This window comes from Allobosea sp. BE125 (assembly GCF_031456075.1).
Classification (GTDB): domain Bacteria; phylum Pseudomonadota; class Alphaproteobacteria; order Rhizobiales; family Beijerinckiaceae; genus Allobosea.
Map to the genome: position 1 here is coordinate 70,465 of NZ_JAVDTY010000003.1, position 24,560 is coordinate 95,024.

At 65.2% G+C, this 24,560-nt stretch carries 23 protein-coding genes; 11 read left to right on the forward strand and 12 right to left on the reverse strand.

All coding sequences use genetic code 11. The features are described 5' to 3' along the window. Positions 1 to 166 precede the first annotated feature (166 nt). From J2Y55_RS08905 to dapA, 8 genes are all read right to left on the reverse strand, one after another. The gene (locus J2Y55_RS08905; RefSeq protein WP_310150914.1) at positions 167 to 1,315 is read right to left on the reverse strand and encodes an alpha-hydroxy acid oxidase; all 1,149 of its coding nucleotides are present in this window, start codon (positions 1,313 to 1,315) and stop codon (positions 167 to 169) included. Then, on the reverse strand, positions 1,312 to 2,280 hold the full coding sequence (locus J2Y55_RS08910) for a hypothetical protein (RefSeq protein WP_310150917.1): 969 nt from the start codon (positions 2,278 to 2,280) through the stop codon (positions 1,312 to 1,314). The genes J2Y55_RS08905 and J2Y55_RS08910 overlap by 4 nt, the downstream gene beginning before the upstream one ends. Beyond that, a complete protein-coding gene (locus J2Y55_RS08915; RefSeq protein ID WP_310150921.1) occupies positions 2,277 to 3,554 on the reverse strand; it encodes an NAD(P)/FAD-dependent oxidoreductase in 1,278 nt (425 codons plus the stop codon). Before J2Y55_RS08915 ends, J2Y55_RS08910 begins: the two co-directional genes overlap by 4 nt. Positions 3,555 to 3,567: 13 nt before the next feature. Then, positions 3,568 to 4,329, reverse strand: coding sequence for an amino acid ABC transporter ATP-binding protein (locus J2Y55_RS08920; RefSeq protein ID WP_092164806.1), 762 nt, complete (start codon positions 4,327 to 4,329; stop codon positions 3,568 to 3,570). 10 nt (positions 4,330 to 4,339) lie between these two features. After that, entirely contained in the window at positions 4,340 to 5,005 is a 666-nt protein-coding gene (locus tag J2Y55_RS08925; RefSeq protein WP_310152004.1) for an amino acid ABC transporter permease, read from the reverse strand. Positions 5,006 to 5,121: 116 nt separating this feature from the next. After that, on the reverse strand, positions 5,122 to 5,970 hold the full coding sequence (locus tag J2Y55_RS08930) for a transporter substrate-binding domain-containing protein (RefSeq protein WP_310150930.1): 849 nt from the start codon (positions 5,968 to 5,970) through the stop codon (positions 5,122 to 5,124). Positions 5,971 to 6,095: 125 nt separating this feature from the next. Beyond that, positions 6,096 to 7,523, reverse strand: coding sequence for an FAD-binding oxidoreductase (locus tag J2Y55_RS08935; RefSeq protein ID WP_310150933.1), 1,428 nt, complete (start codon positions 7,521 to 7,523; stop codon positions 6,096 to 6,098). 18 nt (positions 7,524 to 7,541) lie between these two features. Then, positions 7,542 to 8,441 (reverse strand): 4-hydroxy-tetrahydrodipicolinate synthase, encoded by a 900-nt coding sequence (gene dapA, locus J2Y55_RS08940; RefSeq protein ID WP_310150937.1) that lies wholly within the window; start codon positions 8,439 to 8,441, stop codon positions 7,542 to 7,544. Between the two features lie 257 nt (positions 8,442 to 8,698). Between dapA and J2Y55_RS08945 the strand changes: the two genes are divergently transcribed. From J2Y55_RS08945 to J2Y55_RS08955, 3 genes are all read left to right on the forward strand, one after another. Further along, positions 8,699 to 9,358 (forward strand): helix-turn-helix domain-containing protein, encoded by a 660-nt coding sequence (locus tag J2Y55_RS08945; protein ID WP_310150940.1) that lies wholly within the window; start codon positions 8,699 to 8,701, stop codon positions 9,356 to 9,358. Positions 9,359 to 9,532: 174 nt separating this feature from the next. Next, entirely contained in the window at positions 9,533 to 11,581 is a 2,049-nt protein-coding gene (locus tag J2Y55_RS08950) for a hydantoinase/oxoprolinase family protein (RefSeq protein ID WP_310150943.1), read from the forward strand. Continuing rightward, entirely contained in the window at positions 11,578 to 13,587 is a 2,010-nt protein-coding gene (locus tag J2Y55_RS08955; protein WP_310150948.1) for a hydantoinase B/oxoprolinase family protein, read from the forward strand. Before J2Y55_RS08950 ends, J2Y55_RS08955 begins: the two co-directional genes overlap by 4 nt. A gap of 200 nt (positions 13,588 to 13,787) precedes the next feature. On the opposite strand, the gene J2Y55_RS08960 is transcribed toward J2Y55_RS08955, so the two are convergent. Both J2Y55_RS08960 and J2Y55_RS08965 read right to left on the reverse strand, forming a co-directional pair. Beyond that, positions 13,788 to 14,177, reverse strand: coding sequence for a hypothetical protein (locus J2Y55_RS08960; RefSeq protein ID WP_310150951.1), 390 nt, complete (start codon positions 14,175 to 14,177; stop codon positions 13,788 to 13,790). Between the two features lie 344 nt (positions 14,178 to 14,521). Then, complete coding sequence (locus J2Y55_RS08965; RefSeq protein ID WP_310150954.1) at positions 14,522 to 15,448, reverse strand: LysR family transcriptional regulator; 927 nt, start codon at positions 15,446 to 15,448, stop codon at positions 14,522 to 14,524. A 148-nt stretch (positions 15,449 to 15,596) separates the two neighbouring features. On the opposite strand from J2Y55_RS08965, the gene J2Y55_RS08970 reads away from it, so the two are divergent. From J2Y55_RS08970 to J2Y55_RS09005, 8 genes are all read left to right on the forward strand, one after another. Further along, positions 15,597 to 16,259 (forward strand): RraA family protein, encoded by a 663-nt coding sequence (locus J2Y55_RS08970; RefSeq protein WP_310150958.1) that lies wholly within the window; start codon positions 15,597 to 15,599, stop codon positions 16,257 to 16,259. Beyond that, positions 16,256 to 17,476, forward strand: a complete 1,221-nt coding sequence (locus tag J2Y55_RS08975) for an aspartate transaminase (RefSeq protein ID WP_310150961.1) — start codon at positions 16,256 to 16,258, stop codon at positions 17,474 to 17,476. Before J2Y55_RS08970 ends, J2Y55_RS08975 begins: the two co-directional genes overlap by 4 nt. A gap of 16 nt (positions 17,477 to 17,492) precedes the next feature. Continuing rightward, positions 17,493 to 18,311 carry an ABC transporter substrate-binding protein gene (locus J2Y55_RS08980; protein WP_310150964.1) on the forward strand — a complete coding sequence of 273 codons (819 nt, stop codon included), beginning with the start codon at positions 17,493 to 17,495 and terminating at the stop codon, positions 18,309 to 18,311. 131 nt (positions 18,312 to 18,442) lie between these two features. Beyond that, entirely contained in the window at positions 18,443 to 19,141 is a 699-nt protein-coding gene (locus tag J2Y55_RS08985; protein WP_310150966.1) for an amino acid ABC transporter permease, read from the forward strand. Then, a complete protein-coding gene (locus J2Y55_RS08990; protein ID WP_069691195.1) occupies positions 19,141 to 19,851 on the forward strand; it encodes an amino acid ABC transporter permease in 711 nt (236 codons plus the stop codon). Before J2Y55_RS08985 ends, J2Y55_RS08990 begins: the two co-directional genes overlap by 1 nt. A gap of 8 nt (positions 19,852 to 19,859) precedes the next feature. Further along, the gene (locus J2Y55_RS08995) at positions 19,860 to 20,600 is read left to right on the forward strand and encodes an amino acid ABC transporter ATP-binding protein (RefSeq protein WP_404978863.1); all 741 of its coding nucleotides are present in this window, start codon (positions 19,860 to 19,862) and stop codon (positions 20,598 to 20,600) included. A 126-nt stretch (positions 20,601 to 20,726) separates the two neighbouring features. Beyond that, positions 20,727 to 21,614 carry a YghX family hydrolase gene (yghX, locus tag J2Y55_RS09000; RefSeq protein WP_310150976.1) on the forward strand — a complete coding sequence of 296 codons (888 nt, stop codon included), beginning with the start codon at positions 20,727 to 20,729 and terminating at the stop codon, positions 21,612 to 21,614. Positions 21,615 to 21,674: 60 nt separating this feature from the next. Further along, the gene (locus tag J2Y55_RS09005) at positions 21,675 to 22,076 is read left to right on the forward strand and encodes a RidA family protein (protein WP_310150978.1); all 402 of its coding nucleotides are present in this window, start codon (positions 21,675 to 21,677) and stop codon (positions 22,074 to 22,076) included. Between the two features lie 67 nt (positions 22,077 to 22,143). Here the strand turns inward: J2Y55_RS09005 and J2Y55_RS09010 are convergent, their stop codons facing one another. Both J2Y55_RS09010 and J2Y55_RS09015 read right to left on the reverse strand, forming a co-directional pair. After that, positions 22,144 to 22,359, reverse strand: coding sequence for a DUF1059 domain-containing protein (locus J2Y55_RS09010; protein ID WP_069691190.1), 216 nt, complete (start codon positions 22,357 to 22,359; stop codon positions 22,144 to 22,146). A gap of 394 nt (positions 22,360 to 22,753) precedes the next feature. Next, positions 22,754 to 24,481, reverse strand: coding sequence for a peptide ABC transporter substrate-binding protein (locus J2Y55_RS09015; protein WP_404978879.1), 1,728 nt, complete (start codon positions 24,479 to 24,481; stop codon positions 22,754 to 22,756). Positions 24,482 to 24,560: the final 79 nt, after the last annotated feature.

Sequence of the window (24,560 nt, forward strand, 5' to 3'; positions counted from 1 at the left end):
GTGGACACCGGTTCGCGTGAAGAAAACGCGTCAAAATAAAAGGCTAGAGCCAACTCCGATCCAACTGGATCGGAGTTGGCTCTAGCGTCCCGGAAAGGCTCTGTCTTGTATGCAATGATGGTCCGGACAGGCTTTGCGAGAAGCACGCCCCTCAACAGCGCCCGGTTCAGCAGCGACGCAGATCAGCCAGATTGCGCGCGCCGAGCATGCCCATCGTCACATTGAGTTCATGGGTCAGGAGATCGAGGACGTGCCCTGCCCCATCCGCGCCCCCGATCGCGACGCCATAGAGCGTCGCGCGGCCGATCAGGACGCCACTTGCGCCCAGCGCCAGGAAGCGGGCGATGTCGGCGCCACGGCGCACGCCGCTATCGGCCAGGATCTCCATGCGGCCTCCGATCGCCGCGACGATGGCGGGCAGGACCTCGGTCGGGCCAGGCGCGCAGTCGAGATTGCGCGCGCCATGGTTCGAGACCACGATCGCATCGACGCCATGGGAGAGCGCCGTCAGCGCATCGTCGACCCGCAAGATGCCCTTGAGGATGAGCTTGCCCTTCCAGCGCTGGCGCAGCAGGCGGACATCCTCCCAGGTCACATCGGTGGCGAGGCTCAATTCGTCGGAGAGCGAGCTCCGCCCTAGTTTGGTACGGAACTCGTCGGGATAATGCGCATAGGTCGGCACGCCCGAGGCGGTCAGCGAACGCAGCATCACGGACGCCGTCCAGCGCGGATGCAGCATCAGGTCGATGCCGGCGCGAACTGATGCCTTGAGCGGAATGCCGAAGCCGTTGCGCAGATTATATTCGCGGTTGGGCCCGACGGCGGTGTCGACCGTCAGCACCAGCGTCTCGGCCCCGGCCGCCCAAGCACGGTCGATGAGCGTCAGCGTGCGCTGCCGGTTCTTCCAGACATAGAGCTGGAACCAGAGCTTTGCGCCGGATTCCGCAGCGATGCGCTCGACCGAGGTGATCGACTGTGTCGAGACGCAGAAGGGGATACCGGCGCGAGCCGCGGCCTTGGCGAGCGCGATCTCGCCATCATGCCAGACCAGCCCCGCCATGGCCGTGGGCGCGATTACCAGCGGAAGCGGCTGCGAATGGCCGAGGATCTTCGCCTCGAGCGAACGCTGCGACACGTCAACCAGCACAGAGGGAGCAAGCCGGATCGCATCGAGCTGCCGACGGTTGCCGGAGATCGAGATCTCGTCCTCGCTGCCGCGGTCGAGATATTCGAACAGACCGTGCGGCAGGCGGCGCTTAGCGGCCCGACGCGCATCCTCGACATTCAGGAGATGGGCAAAGGCGGGCTTGGTCATCGCGGCAGCTTGACGCCGATGCCCGCAATGCGCGCCTTGGCGACGACCAGATGCGCAAGCGCAAGGTCGGCCAGGGCAAAGCCGCGGAAGCAGAAGAAGGAACGGCGCTCGGCAGCAGTCGGATGCGGAGCGTCGGCAAGCTCGACGAGATCATGCTGAAAGCGGACGGTCGTCACCGGTTGCCCATCGACATCATAGGGCGCGCTCGACTGGGCGAGACTGTCGGTCACGAGCACGTCGAAGGCAGGCAGCGTTTCGGGACGCCAGCTGCGGCCGATATCAACCGCCGAGGCGAAGGAAACCGGCTTCATCCTGTTGGCATCGAGGAAGGGCCGCAGCCCCGGCGCGCCGGGCACCATCGAGATCACGATGTCGCTTTGCGCAAGCAGCAGATCCGCATCCTCGACCACCTCTGTCTCGAGGCCGCGAGCGGAGGCGGCCTCGGCGAGGCTCTCGGCCGAGGCGCGGCTGCGGCTGAACAGCAGGGCGGAGGTAAGCCCCGGATAGAGATCGAGAAAGGCCGCGAGATGGGCGTGCGCCTGCAGCCCGCAGCCGACGAATCCGATCGTGCGCGGCGCGGGCGGAGCGAGCCTGGATGCAGCCGCCGCCGACAAGGCAGCGGTGCGGATCAATGTGATCTCGTCACCGTCGAGCACCGCGATCGGCGCGCCACTCGCATAGTCGCTGACGCAGATCAGCGCATTGATGCCCGGCACCGGACTTTTGGGCGGTACCGGCGCCATCGACACCCATTTCAGCGTGGCGATGGATTGTGCCGAGGAGGCAGCCGTCATCGCCTGGAAACCATGGCCGGGACCGAGGCCGAGCGCGCTCTTCGGCAGGCTCTGGTTCAGCCCGGCGGCATGGTCGCGGAAGGCCTGCAAGACCGCCTCGCGCGCCTCCGACGGCGCGATGGCAAGCGCCTGGACATCACCACGCGAGAGATAGAGCAGCTCATTGCTCATCGGCCGAACCTCTTTGCCGAATAAGGAGACGGATCGAAGGGCGGGGCCCGCCCGTCGATCAGCGCCGCGACCAGCTTCGCCGTGGCCGGAGCCTGGATCAGCCCGGTATGGGCATGGCCGAAGGCGTGGACCACATCGCGGCATGCCGAGGCCGCTCCGATACAGGGCAGCCCGTCCGGCGTCGAGGGCCGGTGGCCCATCCAGCGGTCGATCTCGGCGCGCCCGAACCGCTCGGCGAAGGCCGGGAACATGGCGCGGGCGAAGCCGAGCAGGATGTCGGCGCGGCGCCAGTCCGGCGGCGTCGAGAGGGAAGCAAGCTCGACCTGCCCCGCGAGCCTCAGGCCCTGCGGCGTCGAGACCACGCCCATCTTGCCGTCGGACGGCATCAGCCCGGCGGCGAGCTCCACACCCGGATCGGGGATCACGACATGATAGCCGCGCTCCGAGATCAACGGCACGGCGTCGCCGGCCTGGCGGGCGAGATCGCGCGAACCGATGCCGGCGGCGATCACGGCGCGGTCGCAGGCGACGGGACCGTGATCGGTCTCCACCGCGCGCAAGCGGCCACTGCTGATGGTGAAGCCTGTCGCGCGGGCCGTGACGCGCGTCGCTCCACGATGCAGCGCCAATTCGGCCAGGGCCCGGCAATAGGCGCCGGGATCGGCGACCTGGCCGCCATCATCTAGCCTTGCGCCAAAGCGATAGGCTGCCCCGAGCTGCGGCAGCAGGCGGTGCAATTCATCCTCTTCGATCTGCGAGAAGCGCACGCCAAGCGCCTTGCGCATCTCCCATTCGCGGGCTTCCGCCAGGAATTCGGCACGATCGCGATAGACGAAGATCAGCCCCTCCCGGCGGATCAGCTCCGGCACGCCGGCCTCCTGCGCCAAGGCGGCGTGGTCGGTGACCGTGTCCTTGCAGAGCGGGTAGCGCGCCGCGACGCAGGCCTCGATCTGCGCCCAGCTGCGTCCGGCGAGGATGAAGCGGAGGAGCCAGCCGGCGAGCCCGGGCAGGTTGCGCCAGCGGATCACGAAGGGACCGGTCGGGTCGAGCAGGAAACCCGGAACCTTGCGCCAGAGGCCGGGAACGGAAATCGGCATGATCGAGGCCGGGCTGAGCCAGGTGCCGTTGCCATAAGACGCCGCCTGCCGGCCGCCCGGCTCCTCGGGCTCGATCAGAACGACCTTGTGCCCGCAGCGCTGGATCTCCAGCGCCGCGCAGAGGCCGACGATACCGGCGCCGATGACGGCGACGGTCTGGGACGTCTCGCGCGCCATCACCCTGATCCGCTCAGCCGCGATTGTGGAAATGGCTCAGGAAGGCGCGGGTCGCGTCCTGCACCGGGTTCTCGATGACCTCGCGGGCCGGCCCTTCCTCGACGATGACGCCGTCGCGCATGAAGATGACGCGGTCGGCGACCTCACGCGCGAAACCCATCTCATGGGTGACGATGATCATGGTCATGCCCTCGGCGGCGAGATCGCGCATAACGCCCAAGACCTCGCCGACGAGCTCGGGGTCAAGCGCCGAGGTCGCCTCGTCGAACAGCATCACCTCCGGCTCCATGGCGAGTGCGCGGGCAATCGCGACGCGCTGCTTCTGGCCGCCCGAGAGCTTGTTGGGGAAGACATCGACCTTGTCGCTCAGGCCGACCTTGGCGAGCAGCCGGCGCGCCAGCGCCTGTGCCTCGGCCTTGGGCATGTTCTTCACCGAGAGCGGCCCCTCCATGACGTTCTGGAGGACGCTCATATGCGGGAACAGGTTGAAGTGCTGGAACACCATGCCGGTGTTGGAGCGGAAGCGGGCCTGCTCGCGCACGCCCGGCAGCTTCGAGCTGTCGCCGAAGGAGAAGCTGCTCTCGCCGATCCGGATCTTGCCGCCTTCGGGGATCACCAGCAGGTTCAGGCAGCGCAGCAAGGTCGACTTGCCCGAGCCGGAGGGGCCGATCAGCGCCACCACCGCGCCCGGCTCGACGGTGAGGTTGATGTCGCGCAGCACGGTCAGGGAGCCGAAGCTCTTGCGCAGGCCGGAGACCTCGATCTTGGGGTTCATCGTCCTGGCCTCAGTTGCTGTGCGCGAGTTGCTTTTCCGCGCGCTTGACGATCGCCGTCAGCGGCAGAAGCACGACGACATAGATCGCTGCGACGACAGTGTAGACCTCAAGCGCACGATAGGTGTCCATCGCCGCGACCTGACCTTGATAGAGCAGATCGGGCACCGCCAGCACGGAGACCAGCGAGGTGTTCTTGAACTGGATGATCGACTGGTTCATCAGCGGCGGGATCATGCGCTTGATCGCCTGAGGCAGCACGATGCGCCGCATCACGCGGGCCGGCGTCATGCCCAGCGCGAGCCCGGCCTCGCTCTGCCCGGGCTCGATCGAGACGATGCCGCCACGGATCACCTCGGCGTAAAAGGAACCGCCATAAAGCGAAAGCGTCACGATCGCGGCGGTGAGCGCGTCGAGCTTGATGCCGGTCAGGATCGGCAGCGCGTAATAGAACCACAGCAGCAGCACGAGCAGCGGCGTCAGCCGGAACATCTCGATATAGGCCCAGGAGAGCCAGCGCAGCACCGGCGAGCGCGAGATCTGGGCGATCCCGGCGACAAGCCCGACCGCCATGCCGAGCACGACGATCGCAATCGTCAAGCCGATGGTGACGCCCGTGCCTGTCAGCAAGAGCCAGCGATAGCCCCAGATGACGTCAAAATGCCAAGTGTAACCCATCATGCTAACCCATGCCCAACCTGCTACGGCGCAGCTCTCGGCCCGCTATACGGCGCCATTCCACGAGGATGGTGGCCTGCGGCTCCCCACGCGAACCGCGGGGAGCCGGGCGACATTCAGAGCGTGATGCCCGGGGGCAGATCGTCCGGCATCACGCCGACCTGCTCGAGGCTGGAGACGACGGCTTCGCGAACCAGCCCGAGGCCGCGCGCGTACACGATCCAGGTGTTGACGAAGTCGCGCCAGGTCTTATCTGGTTCCCGACGGAACGCGGCATTCGAGGTCGAGCCGAAGAAGGGCTGAGGCACGATCACCTTGCCGAGAGCGGCATCGGCCTTCACGGCCCGTACGCCGCCCATCCAGAAGATGCACTGCGCATCGACACGGCCGCTGCGCAGCGCCAGCATGGCCTCGTTGATGGTCTTGAAGCGCGTGATCTGCGCCTTCGGGCACAGGCGCGACGCGATCTGGTCGTGCGCCGAACCGACATCAACTGAAATCTTGATCTCGGGCTTGTTCATGTCGGCCCAGCTCTTGGGCTCGAACCCCGGCTTGGCGATGACGACCAGCGCGCTGTCGTAAACAGTACCGGAGAAATCAACCGCCATGGCCCGCTTCGGCGTGGGGTTGAGGCCGAACATGATGTCGATCTTGTCGGCCTGGAGATCGAGGACGGCGTTGCCCCAGGTCGTCTCGACGAGTTCCAGCTCGACCTCCATATCGGCCGCGAGCGCCGCGCCGATCGTATAGAAATGGCCGCCCCATTTGCCCGTCGCCGGGTCCTTCATGAACCAGGGGGCGCTGGAGGTCACCGCGCCGAGACGCAGCTTCTTCTTGGCCATGACTCGGTCGAAAGTGTTCTGCGTCGCGCTCTGGGCGCTGGCGCTGCCCGATGCCAACGTCAGGGCCGTGGCTGCCACTGCGCCTGCCCCGATCAGGCCGGCGAGATCCCTGCGTGCAATCATGTCAATTCTCCCGATTGTTGAAAACAAGCCTCGTAACCGATGAGGCAGGCACCCGCTTGCGTTGGCGGGCCTTCCGTCCTGCGCCCCCCTCATCGAAGGCGACAGTGGATCGTCCCCCGGCTTCCTCACACGGGCTTGGCCGTGAGGAGAACACCGGGGTTCATCAGATTCTGCGGGTCGAACAACGCCTTGACCCGCCCCATCAATTCATAGCGGAGCGGATCGGCGAGACGCTCCAGCTCCTCAGTGAGCTTGCGGCCGACACCGTGCTCGGCGCTGAAGGTGCCCTCAAAAACCGCAGCCGCATCATGGATCGCCCGCTCGACCTCGAGCGCGAAGGCATCCTCATCCTCCAGGCTGTTCCAGAATTCGCGCTGAAACATCAGGATGTAATGCACATTGCCGTCTCCGAGATGGCAGACGACCTGCGTCACCGCCTGCGGAAAGCGCTCGGCGGCGACCTTGTCGGCAGCCGCGATGAAGGCGGCAGCGTCGGAGGTCCGCACCGCAACGTCATGGACGATGCCGATGCCTTCCTTCTTGTTCGCCTCCGAGACGGAATGGCGGACATGCCAGAAATCGGCGGCCTGCTGTTCGGACACGGCCACGATCGCATCGATGATGCCGCCGCTCTCCAGGGCGGCGCCCAGCACCTCCTCGAGGATCGCATTCAGCGCGGTCGTGGCATCCTCGCTGCCGAGCTCGATGAGCAGCGACCAGGCCGGGATCTCGGCGAAGGGAATGCGCGCCCGCTCTTCATGCCGGCGCACCAGTTCGAACTGCGAGGCCGAGACCAGCTCAAAAGCCTGGATATAGGAGCCGGCGCGGCCCTGCAGCGCCGTCAGCAGCGAAACCGCCGCCGCCGGATCGGCGACCGAAACCCAGGCATGGGCCGTGTTCGGCGTCTGGGGGTGGAGCCGGAGCGCCGCCCCGGTGATGATGCCGAGCGTGCCTTCCGCGCCGATGAAGAGATGGCGCAGCATATAGCCTGTATTGTCCTTGCGCAGGCCCGCGAGGTCGCAGAGCACGCGCCCATCAGGGAGCACGATCTCGAGCCCGGCGACGAGATCACGCATCGGTCCGTAGCGCACGACGCCGGTCCCGCCGGCATTGGTCGAGATCAGGCCGCCGATCTGGGCGCTGCCTTCGCTGCCGAGATGCAGCGGAAACTGGCGCCCTGCCCTCACGGCCGCCTCATGCAGATCGCCGAGGACGACGCCGGCATCGACGGTGGCGATCCCCGTCGCCTGGTCGAGCGCGCGGATGCGGTTGAGCCGGCGCAGCGAGAGCACGATCCCGATCTTGCCCTGCCGGTCGCTCTCCGGCACCGCGCCGAAGCACAGGCCGGTATTGCCGCCGACAGGGAAGACCGGCTGGCCCTCGCTGGCGCAGAGCGCAACCACGGCAGAAACCTCGGCCGTCGTCGCGGGGGCGACCACGCAAAGCGCCTGCCCGCGCCGACGCTGGCGCCAATCGGTGAGCCAGGGCTCCATCTCACCGGGATCGGTGATCAGGCCCTTGTCTCCGACGATGGCGCGCAACCGCTCGAGCACGACAGGGTCCTTCCAGGATCAGGCGAGGTTGACGGCTTTGGCGCCTTGCGCGGCGACCTTCAGCTTCGCCAGCGTTTCCGGGCTCGGGCCCAGCAGCGGCAGGCGCACGCCGCCGACAGGCATGCCGGCGAGCTCCATATAGGTCTTCAGCGGGCCGGGATTGGTCTCGATATAGATCGCATCGGTGACCGGATCGATCTTGTCCTGGAGCTTGAGGGCCTCCTTGAGCTTGCCCTCCCGGGCAAGCTCGAAGATCTCGATCCAGATCTTCGGATAGATCGTGGCGGAGGCGAGGACACCGCCTTTGGCGCCGAGCGCGATGTGGGTGGCGAAGAGCGGCTCCTCGCCGCTCAGGATCGCGATCTTGTCGCCGGCATATTTCACCGTGCGGATGAAGTCCGGCATGTCATAGGAGGAGTACTTCATGCCGATGATCGAGCGGTCCTCGGCCATGGCCTGGACCGTGTCGGCGAAGGCCGCGACCGTGGTGCGGCGCGGGATCTGGTAGAGCATCACCGGCAGATCGAGCGCATCGCGGTAGCGGCGGAAATAGGCGCGCATGCCTTCTTGCGTGCCCGGAGCGTAATACGGCGTCACCGTCATCACCGCGGCGGCGCCAGCGGCGGCGAAGTCGCGTCCGGCCTCCAGCGCATCCTCGAAACCGGTCGAGAGCACACCGGGGATGACCGGCTTGCCGTCGGCAGCCTCGACGCAAGCCGCGACGATGTCGCGGCGCTCGCTGCGGGAAAAGGCAGGATATTCGCCGGTGCCGCCGATCGGCACGATGCCCTGGGCTCCGGCGGCAAGCTGGAAGCGAACGAGCGCCTGCAACCCCTTGATATCGACGGCCCCGTCCTGTGTCAGCGGGGTGACGATCGCGGTGTAGAGGCCGCTCAAATGATCTTGCGTGAGTGTCATCCGACTTAAATCCTTGCGCTAGCTCTGCCGCCTTCGCATCCGGAACCGGCGCCATGCCGGCCCCGGAGAAGTTTTGCCGGCGTGCTGTCGGAAGCGCAGCCTCATCGACGATCCGGTGGCTGTCAACATGAAAATAGAAAAATGTCTTATACGACATTTTATGTCGAAAGCGGGCAGACAGCGCGCTTCCCTTGGCCTAAGCTGACGACTATGAGGTGCTCTCACTGGTTGCACTGGATCGCTGAGGGAGAAGCAGCATGCCGGAAATCTCGCTGGCTGAACGGGGCGATGCCGTTCGCGAAGCGACCGATTATGGCGAGCGCGATTCCGCCCGGACGGGGGATGATCTCAGATCCGCGGTCGATATCGGCGCCCACCTGCTGAAGCTACGCAAAAGCCGGGGGCTGACGCTCCAGGAGGTCAGCACGCTGACCGGCGTCTCGGCATCGGCGTTCTCGAAGATCGAACGCAACGAATTATCGCCGACGATCTCGACCATGCAGAGGATCGCGCAGGGGCTCGGCGTCGAACTCGTCACCCTGCTGACCGACCAGGACAACAGCGTTGGCGCCTTCGGCGGCCGACGCAGCATCAGCCGCGCCGGCGCGGGCAGCCGGCACACGACCGGCACCTGCAACAATGTGCTGCTCTGCGCCGACCTGAAGAACAAGCGCGCCACCCCGATCCTGACCACGGTGACGGCGCGTTCCCCCGACGAATACCCGGCCTGGGCCAAGTCGGAGGCGGAGATCTTCGTGATGGTGCAGGAAGGCACGCTGGTCGTGCACAGCCGCCTCTACGAGCCGCTGGAACTGAACAAGGGCGACTCGGTCTATTACGACGCCACGACCGAGCACACCTGGACCTCGAAGGGCCCCACCAATGCGGTGGTGCTCTGGGTTCTCGTCGACCTCTGAGGTGAGCGTGCGGTGCGGGTTCATCCGCGCCCGCTCCCGGCCAGCCCCGACCGCACTGCCGCGTTCGCGCAGGCATGCGGCTGGCGCACGCCCGCCATCCCATCGCGCACGCGAAAAATCCTATTCGCCTGCGCGCTGCCAGCGGAAGCTGGGGGATAGGCTCTGGAGGTTTCAATGGGTTATCGGGTCGGCGTCGATATCGGCGGATCGTTCACGGATTTCGCGCTGTTCGACGAGAATACGCAGAGCCTCAAGACGCTGAAGGTGTTCTCGCGGCCCGATGAGCCGGGCGCGGAGGTGCTCGAAGGCGTCAGGCTCGTCGGCGAGCGCTATGGCATCAGGCCCGGCGACATCACCTATTTCACCCATGGCACGACCGTTGGCATCAACACGGTGATCCAGCGCAAGGGGCTGAAGCTCGCCCTGTTCACCACCGAGCATTTCCGGGACGTGCTGGAGGTCGCCCGCCTCAAGATCCCGAACATGTACAACCTGCTCTCGAAGCGGCCGGAGCCATTGATCCCGCGCGACCGTGTCTTCGGCATCGTGGGCCGCATGAAGGCTGATGGGAGCGAGGAAACGGCACTCGACGAGGCGAGCGTCGCCCGCGCCGTGGCCGGCGCCCAGGCGGCAGGCGCGGAGGGCATCGTCGTCTCGCTGCTGCACTCCTACCGCAATGCCGGCCATGAGCGCGCCGTCAAGGCGCTTGTCGAGCGCCTTGCGCCCGAGATCCCGGTGTTTCTCTCCAGCGAAACCTGGCCGATCATCCGCGAATATGAGCGCACCATCACGGCGGCGATCGGCGCCTATGTGCAGCCGCGCGTTGCGCATTATCTCGGCTCGCTGCAGGCGGCGTTGAAGAACGCCGGCGTCACGGTCAATCCACGCCTGACCAAGTCGAATGGCGGCGTGATGACCGCCGAGCAAGGCAAGAGCCAGTGCGTGCAGATGATCCTGTCCGGCACGGCCTCGGGCGTGATCGGCGCGGCTTATGTCGCGGAGGTCTGCGGCATCAAGCACTGCATGAGCCTCGACATCGGCGGCACCTCGGCGGATGTCGCGATCATCATCGACGGCCAGCCGCAATATGGCGTCGGCGAGCAGATCGGTGAGTTCCAGATCCACATCCCGTCCGTTTCGGTGAGCTCGATCGGCGAAGGCGGCGGCTCGATCGCCTGGGTCGATGCGCAAGGCGTGCTCAAGGTCGGGCCCGAAAGCGCCGGCTCGCGGCCGGGTCCGGCCTGCTATGGCCGCGGCGGCACGCGCGCCACGATCACCGACGCCTTTGCCGCGCTCGGCCTCGTCGGCCTTTCGGAGATCGGCTATTCCGCCGTGACGATCGACCGCGACAAGGCCCGCGCGGTCGTCGGCGCGCTCGCCGAAAAGCTCGGCCGCAGCATCGAGGAGACGGCGGAGGCGATCATCCGCATCGCCGTCTCCGGGATGTATTCGGATGTCAGCGCGCTGGTCTCGCGTTTCGGGATCGACCCGCGCGATTTCTCCTGCCTCGCCTTCGGCGGAGCCGGCCCGATGATGGCCTGCTTCCTCGCCCGCGAACTCAACATGCGCGAGACGGTGGTGCCGCCGACGCCTGGCGTGCTCTCGGCGCTGGGCGGCCTGATCGCCGACATCAAGAGCGACTTCATCAAGACGCTCTATGCCGATCTCGCCCCAGCCACCGGCGCGACCATCCGCGACGAATTCGAAACCCTGAAGGCGAAGGCGCTCGCCTGGCTGCATGTCGACCAGGACTATTCCGGCGAGCACCAACTGACCTACTCCGCCGAGATGCGCTATCGCGGCCAGTCCTTCGAGCTCGACACGCCGCTCGACCCCGCAGCCGTCGCAGCCGGCGACACGAAAGCCCTCGCCGCCGCCTTCCATGCCGAGCATGAGCGCGTCTACGGCCATGCCGATCCCACGGCCGCCGTTCAGGTGATCTCGCTGCGCCTGGTGATCTCCGGCAAGACCACCAAACCGGAGTTTCGCCGCGTTGAGGCCGTCTCCGAACCGGCGACGCCGCTCGGCCATGCCGAGGCCTGGCTCGACGGCGCCTATCGCTCGATCGCGGTGTTCAGCCGCAACGACCTCAAGCCCGGCCAGCGCTTCGCCGGTCCAGCCGTCATAACCCAGGACGACTGCACCACGATCGTGCCGCCCGGCCTGACCGTGCGCGTCGATGAATACGCCAACCTTCGCATCGTTTCGGAGATCGCACCGTGAAGCTCGACAACACCACGCTGCAGGTTCTCGCCAATTACTGCGCGGCTGCCGCCGAGAGCATGGGTTGGACGCTGATGCGCACCGCCTATTCGACCTTCGTCAAGGAGACGGAGGATTTTTCCTGCCAGGTCCTGACCCGGGACGGGCTGACCGTCGCCTCGCCCAAGACTTTTGGGGCGACCTGGTACACCGGCCTGGACTATGGCGGCGTGATCTCGCTCTTCGACTATGAAGAGGGCGATATCTACGTCACCAGCGACCCCTATTCCGGCAATGTCGCGACGCATACGCCCGACCTGCACATGTGGAAGCCGGTGTTCCGCGACGGCGAGATCGTCGCTTTTGTCGGCAACCACATCCACAACACCGATGTCGGCGGCGCCGTCCCGGCGACGCTCTCGCGCACCCTGACCGAGATCCAGCAGGAGGGCCTGCGGATTCCGCCGATGCGCCTGATGCGCGCCGGCGTGCTGAACCAGGATCTGCTCGCCATCATCGCCCACAACGTGCGCCTGCCCGAGCAGAACTGGGGCGATCTCAACGCCCAGATCGCCTGCATCAATGTCGGCGAACGCAAGATCCACGAGATCCTCGACCGCTTCGGCAAGGAGGAATTCATCGCCGGGCTCGAGCAGTTGCTCGACTATGCCGAGAGCCAGGCGCGCGCCGTGATCGCGCAGATTCCCGATGGCGAGTATTTCTTCGCCGACTATGCCGACGAGGACCAGACGGGCGGCTATCCCGTGCGCGTCGCAGTGACGCTCAAGGTCCATGGCGATACGCTGACGGTCGATTTCACCGGCAGCGATCCCCAGCTCGCCTCCTCGCTCAACATGCCCACAGGCGGCAAGGAGCGCCATTCGCTGGTGACGGTCGGTACGGTCTATGCGCTCTACTGCCTGGACCCGACGATGATGCTGAATGCCGGGCTGATGCGCCCGACACGGGCCGTCCTGCCCGAGGGCACGGTGGTGAACGCGGTCAAGCCGGCGGCTGTGGGCATGCGCAGCCTGCTCTGCAACCTGGCGCAGACGGTCACCATCGGCGCCTTCTGCCGCGCCGTGCCGGAGCGGCTGCCGGCCTCGCCGGGCAGCGCCGTCAGCATCATGAACGTCAAGACCAGCACCAAATCCGGCCAGCCGATCATGGCCTCGATCGGCCCGGTCGGTGGCGGCGCCGGCGGCAGCGCCTTCGGGGACGGGGCCGAAGGCAGCGGTGCCAACCTCTCCTTCCTGAAGAACACGCCCGTCGAGATCAGCGAGGCGGAAATCCCGATCAAGATCCGCCGCTACGGGCTGGTGCCGGATTCCGGCGGCCCCGGCCGTCGCCGTGGCGGCACCGGGCTGGAAATGGAGTTCCAGCTCGACGCGCCGCAATCTCTGGTGACCGCGCGCAACCGCGACCGCTCGGTTTTCTCGGCCTGGGGGCTGGTCGGCGGGCGTTCAGGCGCCGTCTCGCGCTTCATCAAGAACCCCGGCACATCGAAGGCGGTCGATCTCGGCTCGCAGGACATCGTCCCCTGCGATCCAGGCGACATCATCCTGATCCAGGGACCAGGCGCCGGCGGCTACGGCTCGCCGCTGGAACGCCCGGTGGCTGACGTCCTGACCGATGTGAAGCGCGGTCTTGTCTCGCAGGAGCGGGCGCGCCTCGACTATGGCGTCGTCATCGGCCCCGACTTCGCGCTCGATGACGACGCCACCGTCACGCTCCGCGCGCAAATGGCTGGAGAGGCCGACAGCGCGGAGTTCGGCTATGGCCCGGGCCGCATCGCTTTTGAGACGATCTGGACGCGCGGGCGCTATGCAGCGCTCACGCGCATCCTCGCGCAGGTGCCGGTGACCTGGCGCTATTTCGTCAAGCACCAGATCTTCCACGTCATCAAGAGCCCGCCTGCTGAGGGCGGGCAAGGCGCGGCCGATATCTACCGCGCTTATGAGGATGTCGTGGCGCGCTTCACGGACCTGCCGCGCGTGGCCCCCGAGGATGCGCGCGCGGTCGCCTGATGGGTTTAACGGGGCGGGCCGGTTCAGAACCGCCCGCCTTGGCCAAGCTCAGGCCGCCGAAGCACTTCCCCGCTCCGGCAGGCTGCGCGCCGAGAAATAGAATTGCCGTTCGCAGATAATCTACTACCGGTAAAAAACTCGATTTTCTTCGGAACATCCGGCCAGGCCATTTAAATTCTCAAAATTGCGTCATTATTCAATCATCTAACTATGAGATCGAAAGCCATACCGTTATCACCCCTTGATGAACTAGAAAAAAACAACCTACCGGCTTCATCTTTGAATAAAAATCGACAGCTAACGGTATTAAATAAATATATGCATACCGTATTTTCACTGATATCCCAATGCCCAAACAGATCTAATTTCAATCCACTCTGGAACCATTTTTTATCTTGAAAGAAATTCTCCATTATTGGGCGATTTAAATCACCTCGTCGGCGCACCAAAGAATTACCCGTTATGATCTTTTCTAGCTCTGGCGATTCGATCCGAATGAGGCTATCTGCGCTCGCAATCTCACAAGATACTACAGTTAAAATCAAACATATCGTAGCAATTTTTAGGCAGTATAGGTTTTTATTATTCATTTCACCCCCGTCCTAGATAGCATTTTTGTTCGATGAATAGCGCCACCCTTTATTCATAGTGCCGCAGCGCCCTGCTTATTTTTTTCTATCGACCTTACCCATTCGGTCGTAGGTCGTGCTGTCGCCTCGGCAAGACGGCGCGGCGTGCGTCTCGTGCAGCCTCCCAAGCTGACTATGGAACGGTTGGCGGATGTCAGACAACAGCTCAGCGTCCCGTCCGTGGTCGTGAAAAGCGTGGCGATCGCCCAGAGCGGGATGCAAAGAAGTGGGAGCCGGTTTTTCGCATCCCGCTCCAATGGATCTGCCGGAGCGGGCCGGTTCAGGACCGCCCGCCCCGGCCAAGCTCAGGCCGCTGCGGCGCTTTCTCGCTCCGGCAGGCTGCGCGCCGCGAAATCGCAGCACTCCTGCGCGATGGCAGCCACGCGGGCCGCGAGCGGCGACAGATCCCGGGCGCGGTGCACCGCGAAATAGCGGATCGGGGGAATTGCGGGCTCCGTCCTGATCACGCGCAGGAGACCGCTCCTGATCTCGGGCGCGAAATAGCTCGCGGTCAGGAAGGTAACGCCCAGCCCCGAGGCCGCGAGCCCGGCGAGCACGTTCAGGCTGTTGCACTGGACGACACGGTTGATCTGCAGGCCGTTCGCCAGCGCCCAGTCGAGTACCAGCCGCTGCAGGCCTGAGCCCTGCGTCTGGCTCAGGATCGGATATTTCGCCATCTCGCCGAGCGGGATGCAGTCCTCGGCCGGACCGAAGCCCGGCGCCGAGACCCATTCGAGCTGGACAGCCTGCAGCGGCACTGCCGTCAGATCGGGCGTCTGCGGCGGATCGAGCCCGATCACCAGGTCGAGCTCATTCGTGGTCAATTTGCCGAACAGGTCGATGCTCGCCGCCACCTCCGGCACCGGGACGAGGTTCGGATAGTCGCGCTTCATCGCGACGACGAGCTTCGGCAGCCAGGTCAGCGCGACGAGCTCGGTGGCGCCGAAGCGGAAGGGGCCCGAGAAGCTCGCCGGGCCGCTGGCCGCCTCGCGGAAGCGCAGCTCCAGCGCCAGCATCTGCGCCGCGATCGGCAGGCTCGCCTCGCCGGCCCGGGTCAAGCGCAAGGCATGGCTCGCACGGTCGAACAGCGGCCCGCTTGTGACGGCTTCGAGCTCCAGGATCCGTTTCGAGATCGTGGACTGGGCCAGGTTGAGGCGCTGCGCCGCTTCGGTGAAGCCGCCCAGCGTCGCAGTCCAATAGAAAGCCTCGAGCTGCTTCAGGCTGGCTGGCATCGGAGAGACCTCGCAATCGCGCGCGAACGCCCTCCTCTGAAATGAAGAAAAGCGATCGCTCCCGCGAATAATATTCGCTTTCTGTCATCATTGCGACGTCACATATTGGTTGTCGTCGAAACCATTTGTCTGACGCAGGTTCAAAACCATGCCGCTGATCGGCCACCGCACCAACCCGAGCGCGCCTGCCGTTCCGGCCGCCATTCTCGATGCCTTTCGCGGCGCTGCCGTCGCGGTCATTTCGGACAATATGAACCGGCTGCACGGCACGAAGAGCCTCAAGCCCTATCATCGCTCCGGCCATCTGGTTGGCACCGCGGTGACGGTGAAGACGCGGCCCGGCGACAACCAGACCCTGCACAAGGCCTATGAATTGCTGCGCCCCGGCGATGTGCTGGTCGTCGATGGCGGCGGCGACGAGATCCAGGCGCTGGTCGGCGAGATCATGATGAGCCGCGCCAAGGCGATGGGCGTCGCCGGCTTCGTCATCGACGGGGCGATCCGCGATGTCGCGGCCTTCGTCGAGGCCGGGTTCCCCTGCTATGCGCGCAGCGTCACCCATCGCGGCCCCTACAAGACGGGGCCGGGCGAGATCAACGTTCCGGTCGCGATCGACGGCATGGTGGTGATGCCGGGCGATGTGGTGGTCGGCGATGCGGACGGCATCGTGACCTTCGACCGCACTGATGCCGAGGAATTGCTGGCGCTGGTGCGCCAGCAGGAGGCGCGCGAAGCCGGCGCGCTCGCCGACATCGCCGAGGGCCGCCTCGACAAGCCCTATACCGGGATCGTCGAAAAGGCCGCGTCATGACCGTCTCCGCCATCCCGCTCTCGGCACGCGTCCAGCGCATCAAGCCCTCTCCCAGCATGGTCGCGCGCATGCGCGCCCAGGAGTTGCGGGCGCAGGGCCGCGACATCATCGACCTCACCACCGGCGAGCCCGATTTCGACACGCCGCTGCACATCCAGCAGGCGGCGACCGCCGCCATGGCGGCCGGGGAGACCCGCTATTCCCCGGTCAACGGCACGCTGCGACTGCGCAAGGCGATCGCCGCGAAGTTCGAGCGCGAGAACGGCGTCAGCTACCCCCTCGACCAGATCGTCGTCGGCAGCGGCGCCAAGCAGATCATCTTCAACGCGCTTGCGGCGACATTGGGCGAAGGCGACGAGGTCATCGTGCCCGCGCCCTATTGGGTGTCCTATCCCGACATGGTGCTCGCCTGCGACGGCACGCCGATGATCGTGGCCTGCGGGGAAAACTCCGGCTTCAAGCTGACGCCGGAGGCGCTTGAAGCCGCGATCACGCCGAAGACGCGCTGGCTCCTGCTGAACACACCCTCGAACCCGACAGGCGCCTTCTACTCCACCGCCGAGATGACGGCGCTGACCGAGGTGCTGCTGCGCCATCCGCATGTGGCGCTGATGACCGACGACATCTACGAGCATATCCGCTTCGATGGCGGCGAGCCGGTCTGCCCCGTGGCGATTGCGCCCGGGCTGCGCGAGCGCACGCTCCTGGTCAACGGGGTGTCGAAGACCTACGCCATGACCGGCTTCCGCATCGGCTACGGCGCCGGCCCGAAACCGCTGGTGACGGCGATGAACGTCATCCAGTCGCAGACCACCTCGGCGGCAGCGGCCCCGAGCATGGCCGCGGCCGCAGCGGCGCTCGAAGGCGACCAAAGCTTTGTCGGTGAAGCCCGCCTCGCCTATCGGGCCCGGCGCGACCGGGCGGTCGCGCTGCTCAACGCGATCGACGGCATCACCTGCCTGACGCCCGACGGCGCCTTCTATGTCTACCCGTCCTGCGCCGGGCTGATCGGCAGGAGGACGGCTGAGGGCCAGGAACTGAAGAGCGATCTCGATGTCGCGCTCTATTTCCTGGAGGAGGCCGGCGTCGCCATGCTCGACGGTTCGGCCTATGGGCTTTCGCCCTATCTGCGCCTGTCGATCGCGACATCTCTCGACGCGATCGAGGAGGCCTGCGCGCGGATGAAGCGCGCCAGCGACGCATTGCAACGATCATAAAAACGGGGACTAGACCATGAAGCTGATTTCGATCCTGGGCCTTGCCGCCCTTCTCGCCGGCACCGCCACGACTGCGGCCAAGGCCGACCAGCTCGCCGATATCAAGGCGCGCGGAAAGCTGATCTGCGGCACGCTCGGCACGGCCGAGCCCTTCTCGTTCCAGCACCCGCAGACCCGCCAGATCGTCGGCTACGACGTCGATATCTGCCAGAAGGTCGCGGATTCGCTCGGCGTGACGCTCGAATTGAAGCCGATCGCGGTGGAGGCCCGCATTCCCGAGCTGACGCAGGGGCGCGTCGACATTCTCGCAGCCAATCTCGGCTACACGCCCGAGCGCGCCCAGCAGATCGACTTCTCCTATTCCTATTTCGTCAGCCAGCAGAAGCTGATGGTCACCAAGGAATCGGGCATCACCACGCTCGACAAGCTTGCCGGCAAGAAGGTCACGGCGCTCAAGGGCTCCTCCTCCGAGCAGGGCGTGCGCCGCCTGATCCCGACGGCGGAGACGGTCACCTTCCAGGACACCTCCTCGGCCTATCTCGCTTTGGTCCAGGACAAGGTCGACGCCTTCTGCGCCTCCGAATTGATCCTGGTGAAGCTGCGCCAGCAGAGCCAGGCCAAGACGCCGATGGTGGTGATCGAGAAGTCGCTCTTCGTCGAGCCCTGGGGTCTGGGCCTGCGTCGCGGCGAAACCGCCTTCAAGGACCAGGTCAACGGCGTCCTGACGAAGCTCGCCAGCTCCGGCGAGATCGACGCGGTCTTCTCGAAATGGCTGGGCGCCGGCACCGCCTTCGACATCAAGCGCGATTTCCCGATCGAAGAGATCAAGGGCTGAGGGCCTGAGAGACTGTTTGGAAACTCCCTGAGCCCTCATACCGAGGAGCGGGCGTAAGCCCGCGCCTCGAAGAATCGGGCACGAATTTCCAAAACAGGCTCTAAGGCCTAACTGCCAGGGGGCGGTGCACGATGGGATATGTCTTCGACCTGCGTGGCGTGCTCAGCGGCCAGTATCTCGACTGGTTCGTGATCGGCGTCGCGACCACGCTCGCCCTGACCTGCGTCGCCTGGTGCCTTGCCATGGTGATGGGGATCATCCTGACCCTGATCAGGATGATCCCGCTGCCGCCGCTCGGCTGGTTCGTTGCGCTCTATGTCGAATATCACCGCAACGTGCCGCTGCTTGTGCAGATCCTGATCTGGTATTTCGGCGTCCCCTCGCTGCTGCCGCGGCCGGCCCGGCAATGGATCAACGCCCATCACGGCGAGTTCCTGCTGGCGGCGATCGCGCTCGGGCTCGCCTCGGCTGCCTATATCGCCGAGGATATTCGCAGCGGCATCCGCTCGATCCCCAAGGCGCAATACGAAGCGGCACGCTCGATCGGCTTCGGCTATCTCGGCGCCATGGGCTATGTCGTGCTGCCCCAGGCGATGAGGATCGCGATCCCGCCCCTGATCAACCAGACCCTGCTGCTGTTCAAGAACACCAGCCTCGCCATGGCGATCGGCGTGGGCGAACTGACCTACCGCACGCGTGAGGTCGAGAGCTACACCTTCAAGACCTTCGAGGCCTTCGCGGTCGCCACAGTGATCTATCTCCTGATCTCCTTCGGCATCATGGCGCTGGGTTCCTATTCGGACCGCCGCCTCAAGCTCGAGACGCGCTGATGCTGGAGATCCTCGAGAACAACTGGCTGCTCTTCCTCGTCGGCCAATACCCGCATGGGCCGATCGGCGGCCTAACCATGACGCTGTTCATGGCGGCAACCGCGCTTGCCCTGTGCTTTCCCTTCGCCATCGCGCTGGCGCTGGCCCGGCTCAGCCCCTATCGCTGGCTGCGCCTGCCGGCCACCGCGATCGTGCATACGGTGCGCGGCCTGCCGCTGATCATGTTCATCTTCTGGACCTATTTCGTCTCGCCGCTGGTGATCGGGCGCGCGGTCGGCGGGGTCGAGACGCTCGTCATCGCGCTGGTGGTCTATGAAGCGGCTTATCTCTCCGAGATCATCCGCGCCGGCATCGAAGGTTTGCCGGCAGGCCAGGTCGAGGCCGCCAAATCGCTCGGCCTGCGCTATTGGCCGACCACCTTCAAGGTCGTGCTGCCGCAGGCGCTGCACAACATGCTGCCGAGCATGGTCAGCCAGTTCGTCTCGACCATCAAGGAAACCTCGCTCGGCTACGTCATCAGCGCCCATGAGGTGACCTTCGCGGCGAGCCAGGTGAACAATGTGCTGCTGACCCAGCCCTTCGAGGTCTATGGCATCCTGGCCCTGACCTATTTCGTGCTGTGCTTCGCCTTGACCTCGCTCGCCCGCTTCATCGAGCGGCGCACCTCGTCAGGGCGCGGCGGGGCGCCCGGCGTCATCGTCGCGGCATGAGGCAACCCATGATCCGGTTCGAGAATGTCGATAAATGGTTCGGGCCGATGCAGGCGCTCGCCGGCGTCTCCGGCGAGGTCGGCCGCGGCGAGGTCAAGGTGCTGGTCGGCCCCTCCGGCTCCGGCAAATCGACCCTGATCCGCACGGTGACGCGGCTGGAGACGATCCAGGGCGGCCGCGTCCTGGTCGACGGTACCGACGTCGGTTCCCGCGGCGTCGACATCAATCGCTTGCGCCAGCGCGTTGGCTTCGTCTTCCAGGCCTACAACCTGTTCCCGCATCTCTCCGCGATCGGCAACATCACGCTAGGCCTGACCAAATTGCGCGGGATGAACAAGGCGGAAGCCCGTGAGCGGGGCCTGGCCGAGCTCGCGCGCGTCGGACTGGCCGAGAAGGCCGATGAGATGCCGGGCCGGCTGTCTGGCGGCCAGCGCCAGCGCGTCGCCATCGCCCGCTCGCTCGCCATGGATCCGCAGGTCATGCTGTTCGACGAGCCGACCTCGGCGCTCGATCCGGAAATGGTCGGCGAAGTCCTCGCCGCCATGAAGCAGCTCGCCGCCAGCGGCATGACCATGATCTGCGTCACCCATGAGATGGGTTTTGCCCGCGAGGTCGCCGACGAGATCTGGTTCATGGAAGGCGGCGCGGTGCTCGAGCGCGGCAAGCCGGCCGAGCTCACCGGCACATCCGCGCATTCCCGCCTCCAGGCCTTTCTCGCCTCCACCCGCCATGGCGGCAGCGCCGCGTGACGGCGACCGATTGCGGCTGGATGGACTGGCGATCCTTCAGCTGCGGCAACGGAATGTTGAAGACAAGATTGGCGTGGGGGTTAGGATCGGTCTCTTGATGCCATAGACAAAAAAGGGGGAAGTGCCGTGCAGCGCCTGACCGCCAAGGATTTTCCGCAAGAGCTGCTTGAACTCTACGATTTTTATGCTCACGGAAAAATTACCAAGCGCGAATTCTTGGATCGCGCCGGCAAATTCGCCCTGGGCAGCATGACGGCCGCCTCAATTCTGGCCACGATGAGCCCCGACTACGCGCTTGCGCAACAAATCTCGTTCACCGACCCCGATATCGTCGCCAGCTATATCACCTATCCCTCTCCGAAGGGCCATGGCGATGTGCGAGGGTACTGGGTGGCCCCGACGAAAGCCACCAGCCGCGTCCCCGCGGTGGTGGTCGTGCACGAGAACCGTGGCTTGAACCCTTATATCGAGGATGTCGCCCGCCGGGTCGCAAAGGCCGGCTTCATTGCCCTTGCTCCGGACGGGCTGAGCTCCGTCGGCGGCTATCCCGGCAATGACGACAAGGGCCGCCAGCTGCAGCAGCAGGTCAATCCCGAGAAGCTGATGAACGACTTCTTCGCAGCCATCGAATTCCTGATGAAGAGCGATCAAACCACCGGTAAGGTCGGCATCACGGGCTTTTGCTATGGTGGTGGCGTGGCCAATGCCGCCGCCGTCGCTTATCCGGAGCTTGGCGCCGCTGTGCCGTTCTATGGTCGCCAGCCCCGCGCCGAGGATGTGGCACGCATCAAGGCGCCTCTCCTGATCCATTATGGTGAGCTCGACACCGGCATCAATGCGGGCTGGCCAGCCTATGAAACGGCACTGAAAGCGGGCGGCAAGACCTATGAAGCCTACATCTATCCTGGCGCCAATCACGGCTTCCACAACGACTCGACCCCGCGCTATGACGAGGCGAACGCCAAGTTGGCCTGGGACCGGACGATAGGCTGGTTCAAGCGCTACCTGACCTGAGCGCGAGCCCGGCTCCATCTCGCATGAGCCCTTCGACAGCAGCTGCCCGGCATGGAAATCATGAGCGCGACAGACATCACCCGCATCCCCAACAAGACGCTTCCCACCAAATCGGCCGTGGCGATCTACCATCTGCCGGGCGGAGGCGGCTTGCTCTGGGCGGTCGCGACTTCACCTGACCGCACGCAGGATATCCGGGCGCAAACGCTGGGCGCGCTGGGCGTCATCGAGGTCTATCTCAGGGATGCGGGACTCGACCGCACGCGCATCGTCAAGGCGGAGATCGTGGTGACCGATCACGACAACAAGCCCGCCTTCGACGAAGCCTGGTCGAGCTGGATGCCGGCCGGTTACGGGCCCGTGCGCTCCTTCGTGCAGTCGGTGATGCCCGAAGGCGACCTGATCGAGATCATCATCACCGCAGCCCTGCTCCCGACCACCACGGAGCAGCAGGCAGGATGAGACGAGGCGACGGAGCTCGCCGATGACGGTACTTGCTGATCAGGACTTGCTGATCAGGACTTGCCGATCAGGCGGCGCGACCCGGTGCCTCTTCAGACGGCGTGCCGTCCTTGATGGCGCCTTTGATCTGGTCCCGTAGCTCGGGCGTATCCTGATGCCCGTGCACGGCGACGGCATGCTGCACAGCCACCTCCAGGAGTTCGCCCTCGGTATCGGCGGTAATCGCGACCGAGCACTTCATCTCGCTCGGGAATTCGCGGCAGTCGATGAACTTGCGTCCCATGGCATCCTCCTCAATTGGAAGATATCAAGCACGCTTCCATCACGTCGGATGAAAGCTGCTTGATTCAGGTTACGCTTACGCAGGGGAATACACAATTGATAGCAAACACAGACCCTGCCCTGTTCGCTGCGGACCAAGCACATCTGCCGGTTGTTGAGGCATTCACTTCCGATGCCGCCGAGGCGTTCTTGCGCCATGAACACGGGGCGCTAGAGCCGCTTCCGATCAAATTGGATCGTTAAACAGCTCCATCTCATTGTTTTAAAGCGCTTTCTTTACGCAAAGCGGTACCCACTTCGCTCAAAAACGCCCCGGCCATTGCGGCGTTCACCCGGCAACATCCGGACATCCGGTCGGACATCCCCCAGAAGACCCAGGACGGCGGGCGCCCCCCTCACCTGGCGCGCGACCAGCCGGCCACGTCCCACAATTCGCTGTCCCAGGGGTTCATGGAAACCCCGTTGAGCGACTTGGCCGCGCCCGAGATATTGCCGCGATGCACGAGCGGGATCACCGTGTAGGACTGCACCAGCATGTCGTTCATCTTGCGCGCGAGCTCGGCTCGGGCAGTAATCCCATCCGTCTTCCGCAGCGCCTGCGACACGGCATCGTAATCCTGCGAGCAGTAGCGCGGCATGTTGCTGCCCTGCCATTGCGTGACCGGAGACGGGATCGCCGCGCAGACCCACTTGTTCAGATAGGATTCCTGGTCGAGGCCCTTCGAATTGTCGGTGTACATCTCGATGTCGGCGTAGAACTTCTGCCGCGTGTCCGGGTTGCCGGCATCGCCGCCGAAAAAGACCGAGCCGCTGACATTGCGAAGGTCGACGCTGACGCCGAGCCCCTTCCAGTATTCCTTCAACATGGCCTGGGTGTCTTGCCGCACCCCGCTGGTCGAGGTCAGGAAGGACAGCTTCAGCTTCTGCCCGCCCTTTTCGCGGATGCCGTCAGGGCCGGGCTTCCATCCCGCCTCGTCCAGCAAGGCCTTGGCCGCCGCGGCATTCGGCGTCAGGCAGCCGTCATTGGCCTTCGAGACATATTGTGCGGGCGCCGGCACGACATTGCAGCTCGGTTTGCCCTGATCGCCATAGAGAACCTCCGCGATCTCGGCCCGGTCGATGGCAAGGGACAGCGCCTTGCGCACGCGGATGTCGCTCAGAATCTTGTTCGGGCCGCCTGCAACAGTCGAGCGCTTGTCACCCAGATCCGATCCGGGATCGGTCAGATTCAGGAACAGGTATTCGACCATCGAGCCGAAGGCCGTCACCGGCCGCGCCTTGCCCGCCGAGGTCAGTTTCGCCAGGACGTCGGGCGCCAGCTGCAGGTTCCAGGCGTAATCGGTTTCGCCGGTCTCGAAGACCGCCCGCGCGGCCGACATCGCGTCGCCGCCACCCTTGATCGTCACGCCCGAGAAATGCGGCTTGTCGGCTTCGCGGTAGGCCGGATTCATCGCGTAGACGACGACGTCGTTCGGCTTGAAGTCCTTGACCCTGTAGGGGCCGGTGCCGATCGGCGCGAAATTCTGCGCGGTGCAGGAGGCGATCTTGGCGCCCATGCACTCCTTGAACTGCGCTTCCTGCAGGATCGGCGTGGTCGAGCTGACGAAGGGCACATAGGGATAGGGCGTCGGCTGCGCGAACCGGATCTCGATGGTCAACTCATCCTTGGCGATTACGTCCTTGATCCCGTCGAAGGCGTTCGAGGCCGCGCAGCCCGCCCCGGTGGCGGTGCAGTATGTCCAGGTGAAGACCACGTCCTTCGCGGTGAAGGCGCTGCCATCCGACCATTTGACGCCGGGGCGCAGCTTCCAGGTGATCGTCGTCATCTCCGCCGAGATACCGCCATTCTCCTTTGTCGGGATCTCAGCCGCCAGCAGCGGCACCAGCGTGCCCTGCGGATCGAACCGCGCGAGAGGCTCGACCACCAGGGCCGCGGCATCGACCTCCTTGCCGATCCCCGACAGATAAGGGTTCAGCGTCGACGCGGCCTGCCAGTAGAAGATCTTCAGATCCCCGTCCGCCCCCCGCTCCGCCTGCGCGGCGAAGGGCAGCAGCGCAAAGGCGGCCGTGGTCAAGAATTTTGCGGTGGTCAAGAACTTCGTCGTGGTCAAGAACTTGGCCATGCTCATTCCGTGCTCTCCTGTGGCCGGCCCCGTTCGCCTGCTGGGCTCCCAAGCGAGGGGCATTCCGACGCGCATTGAT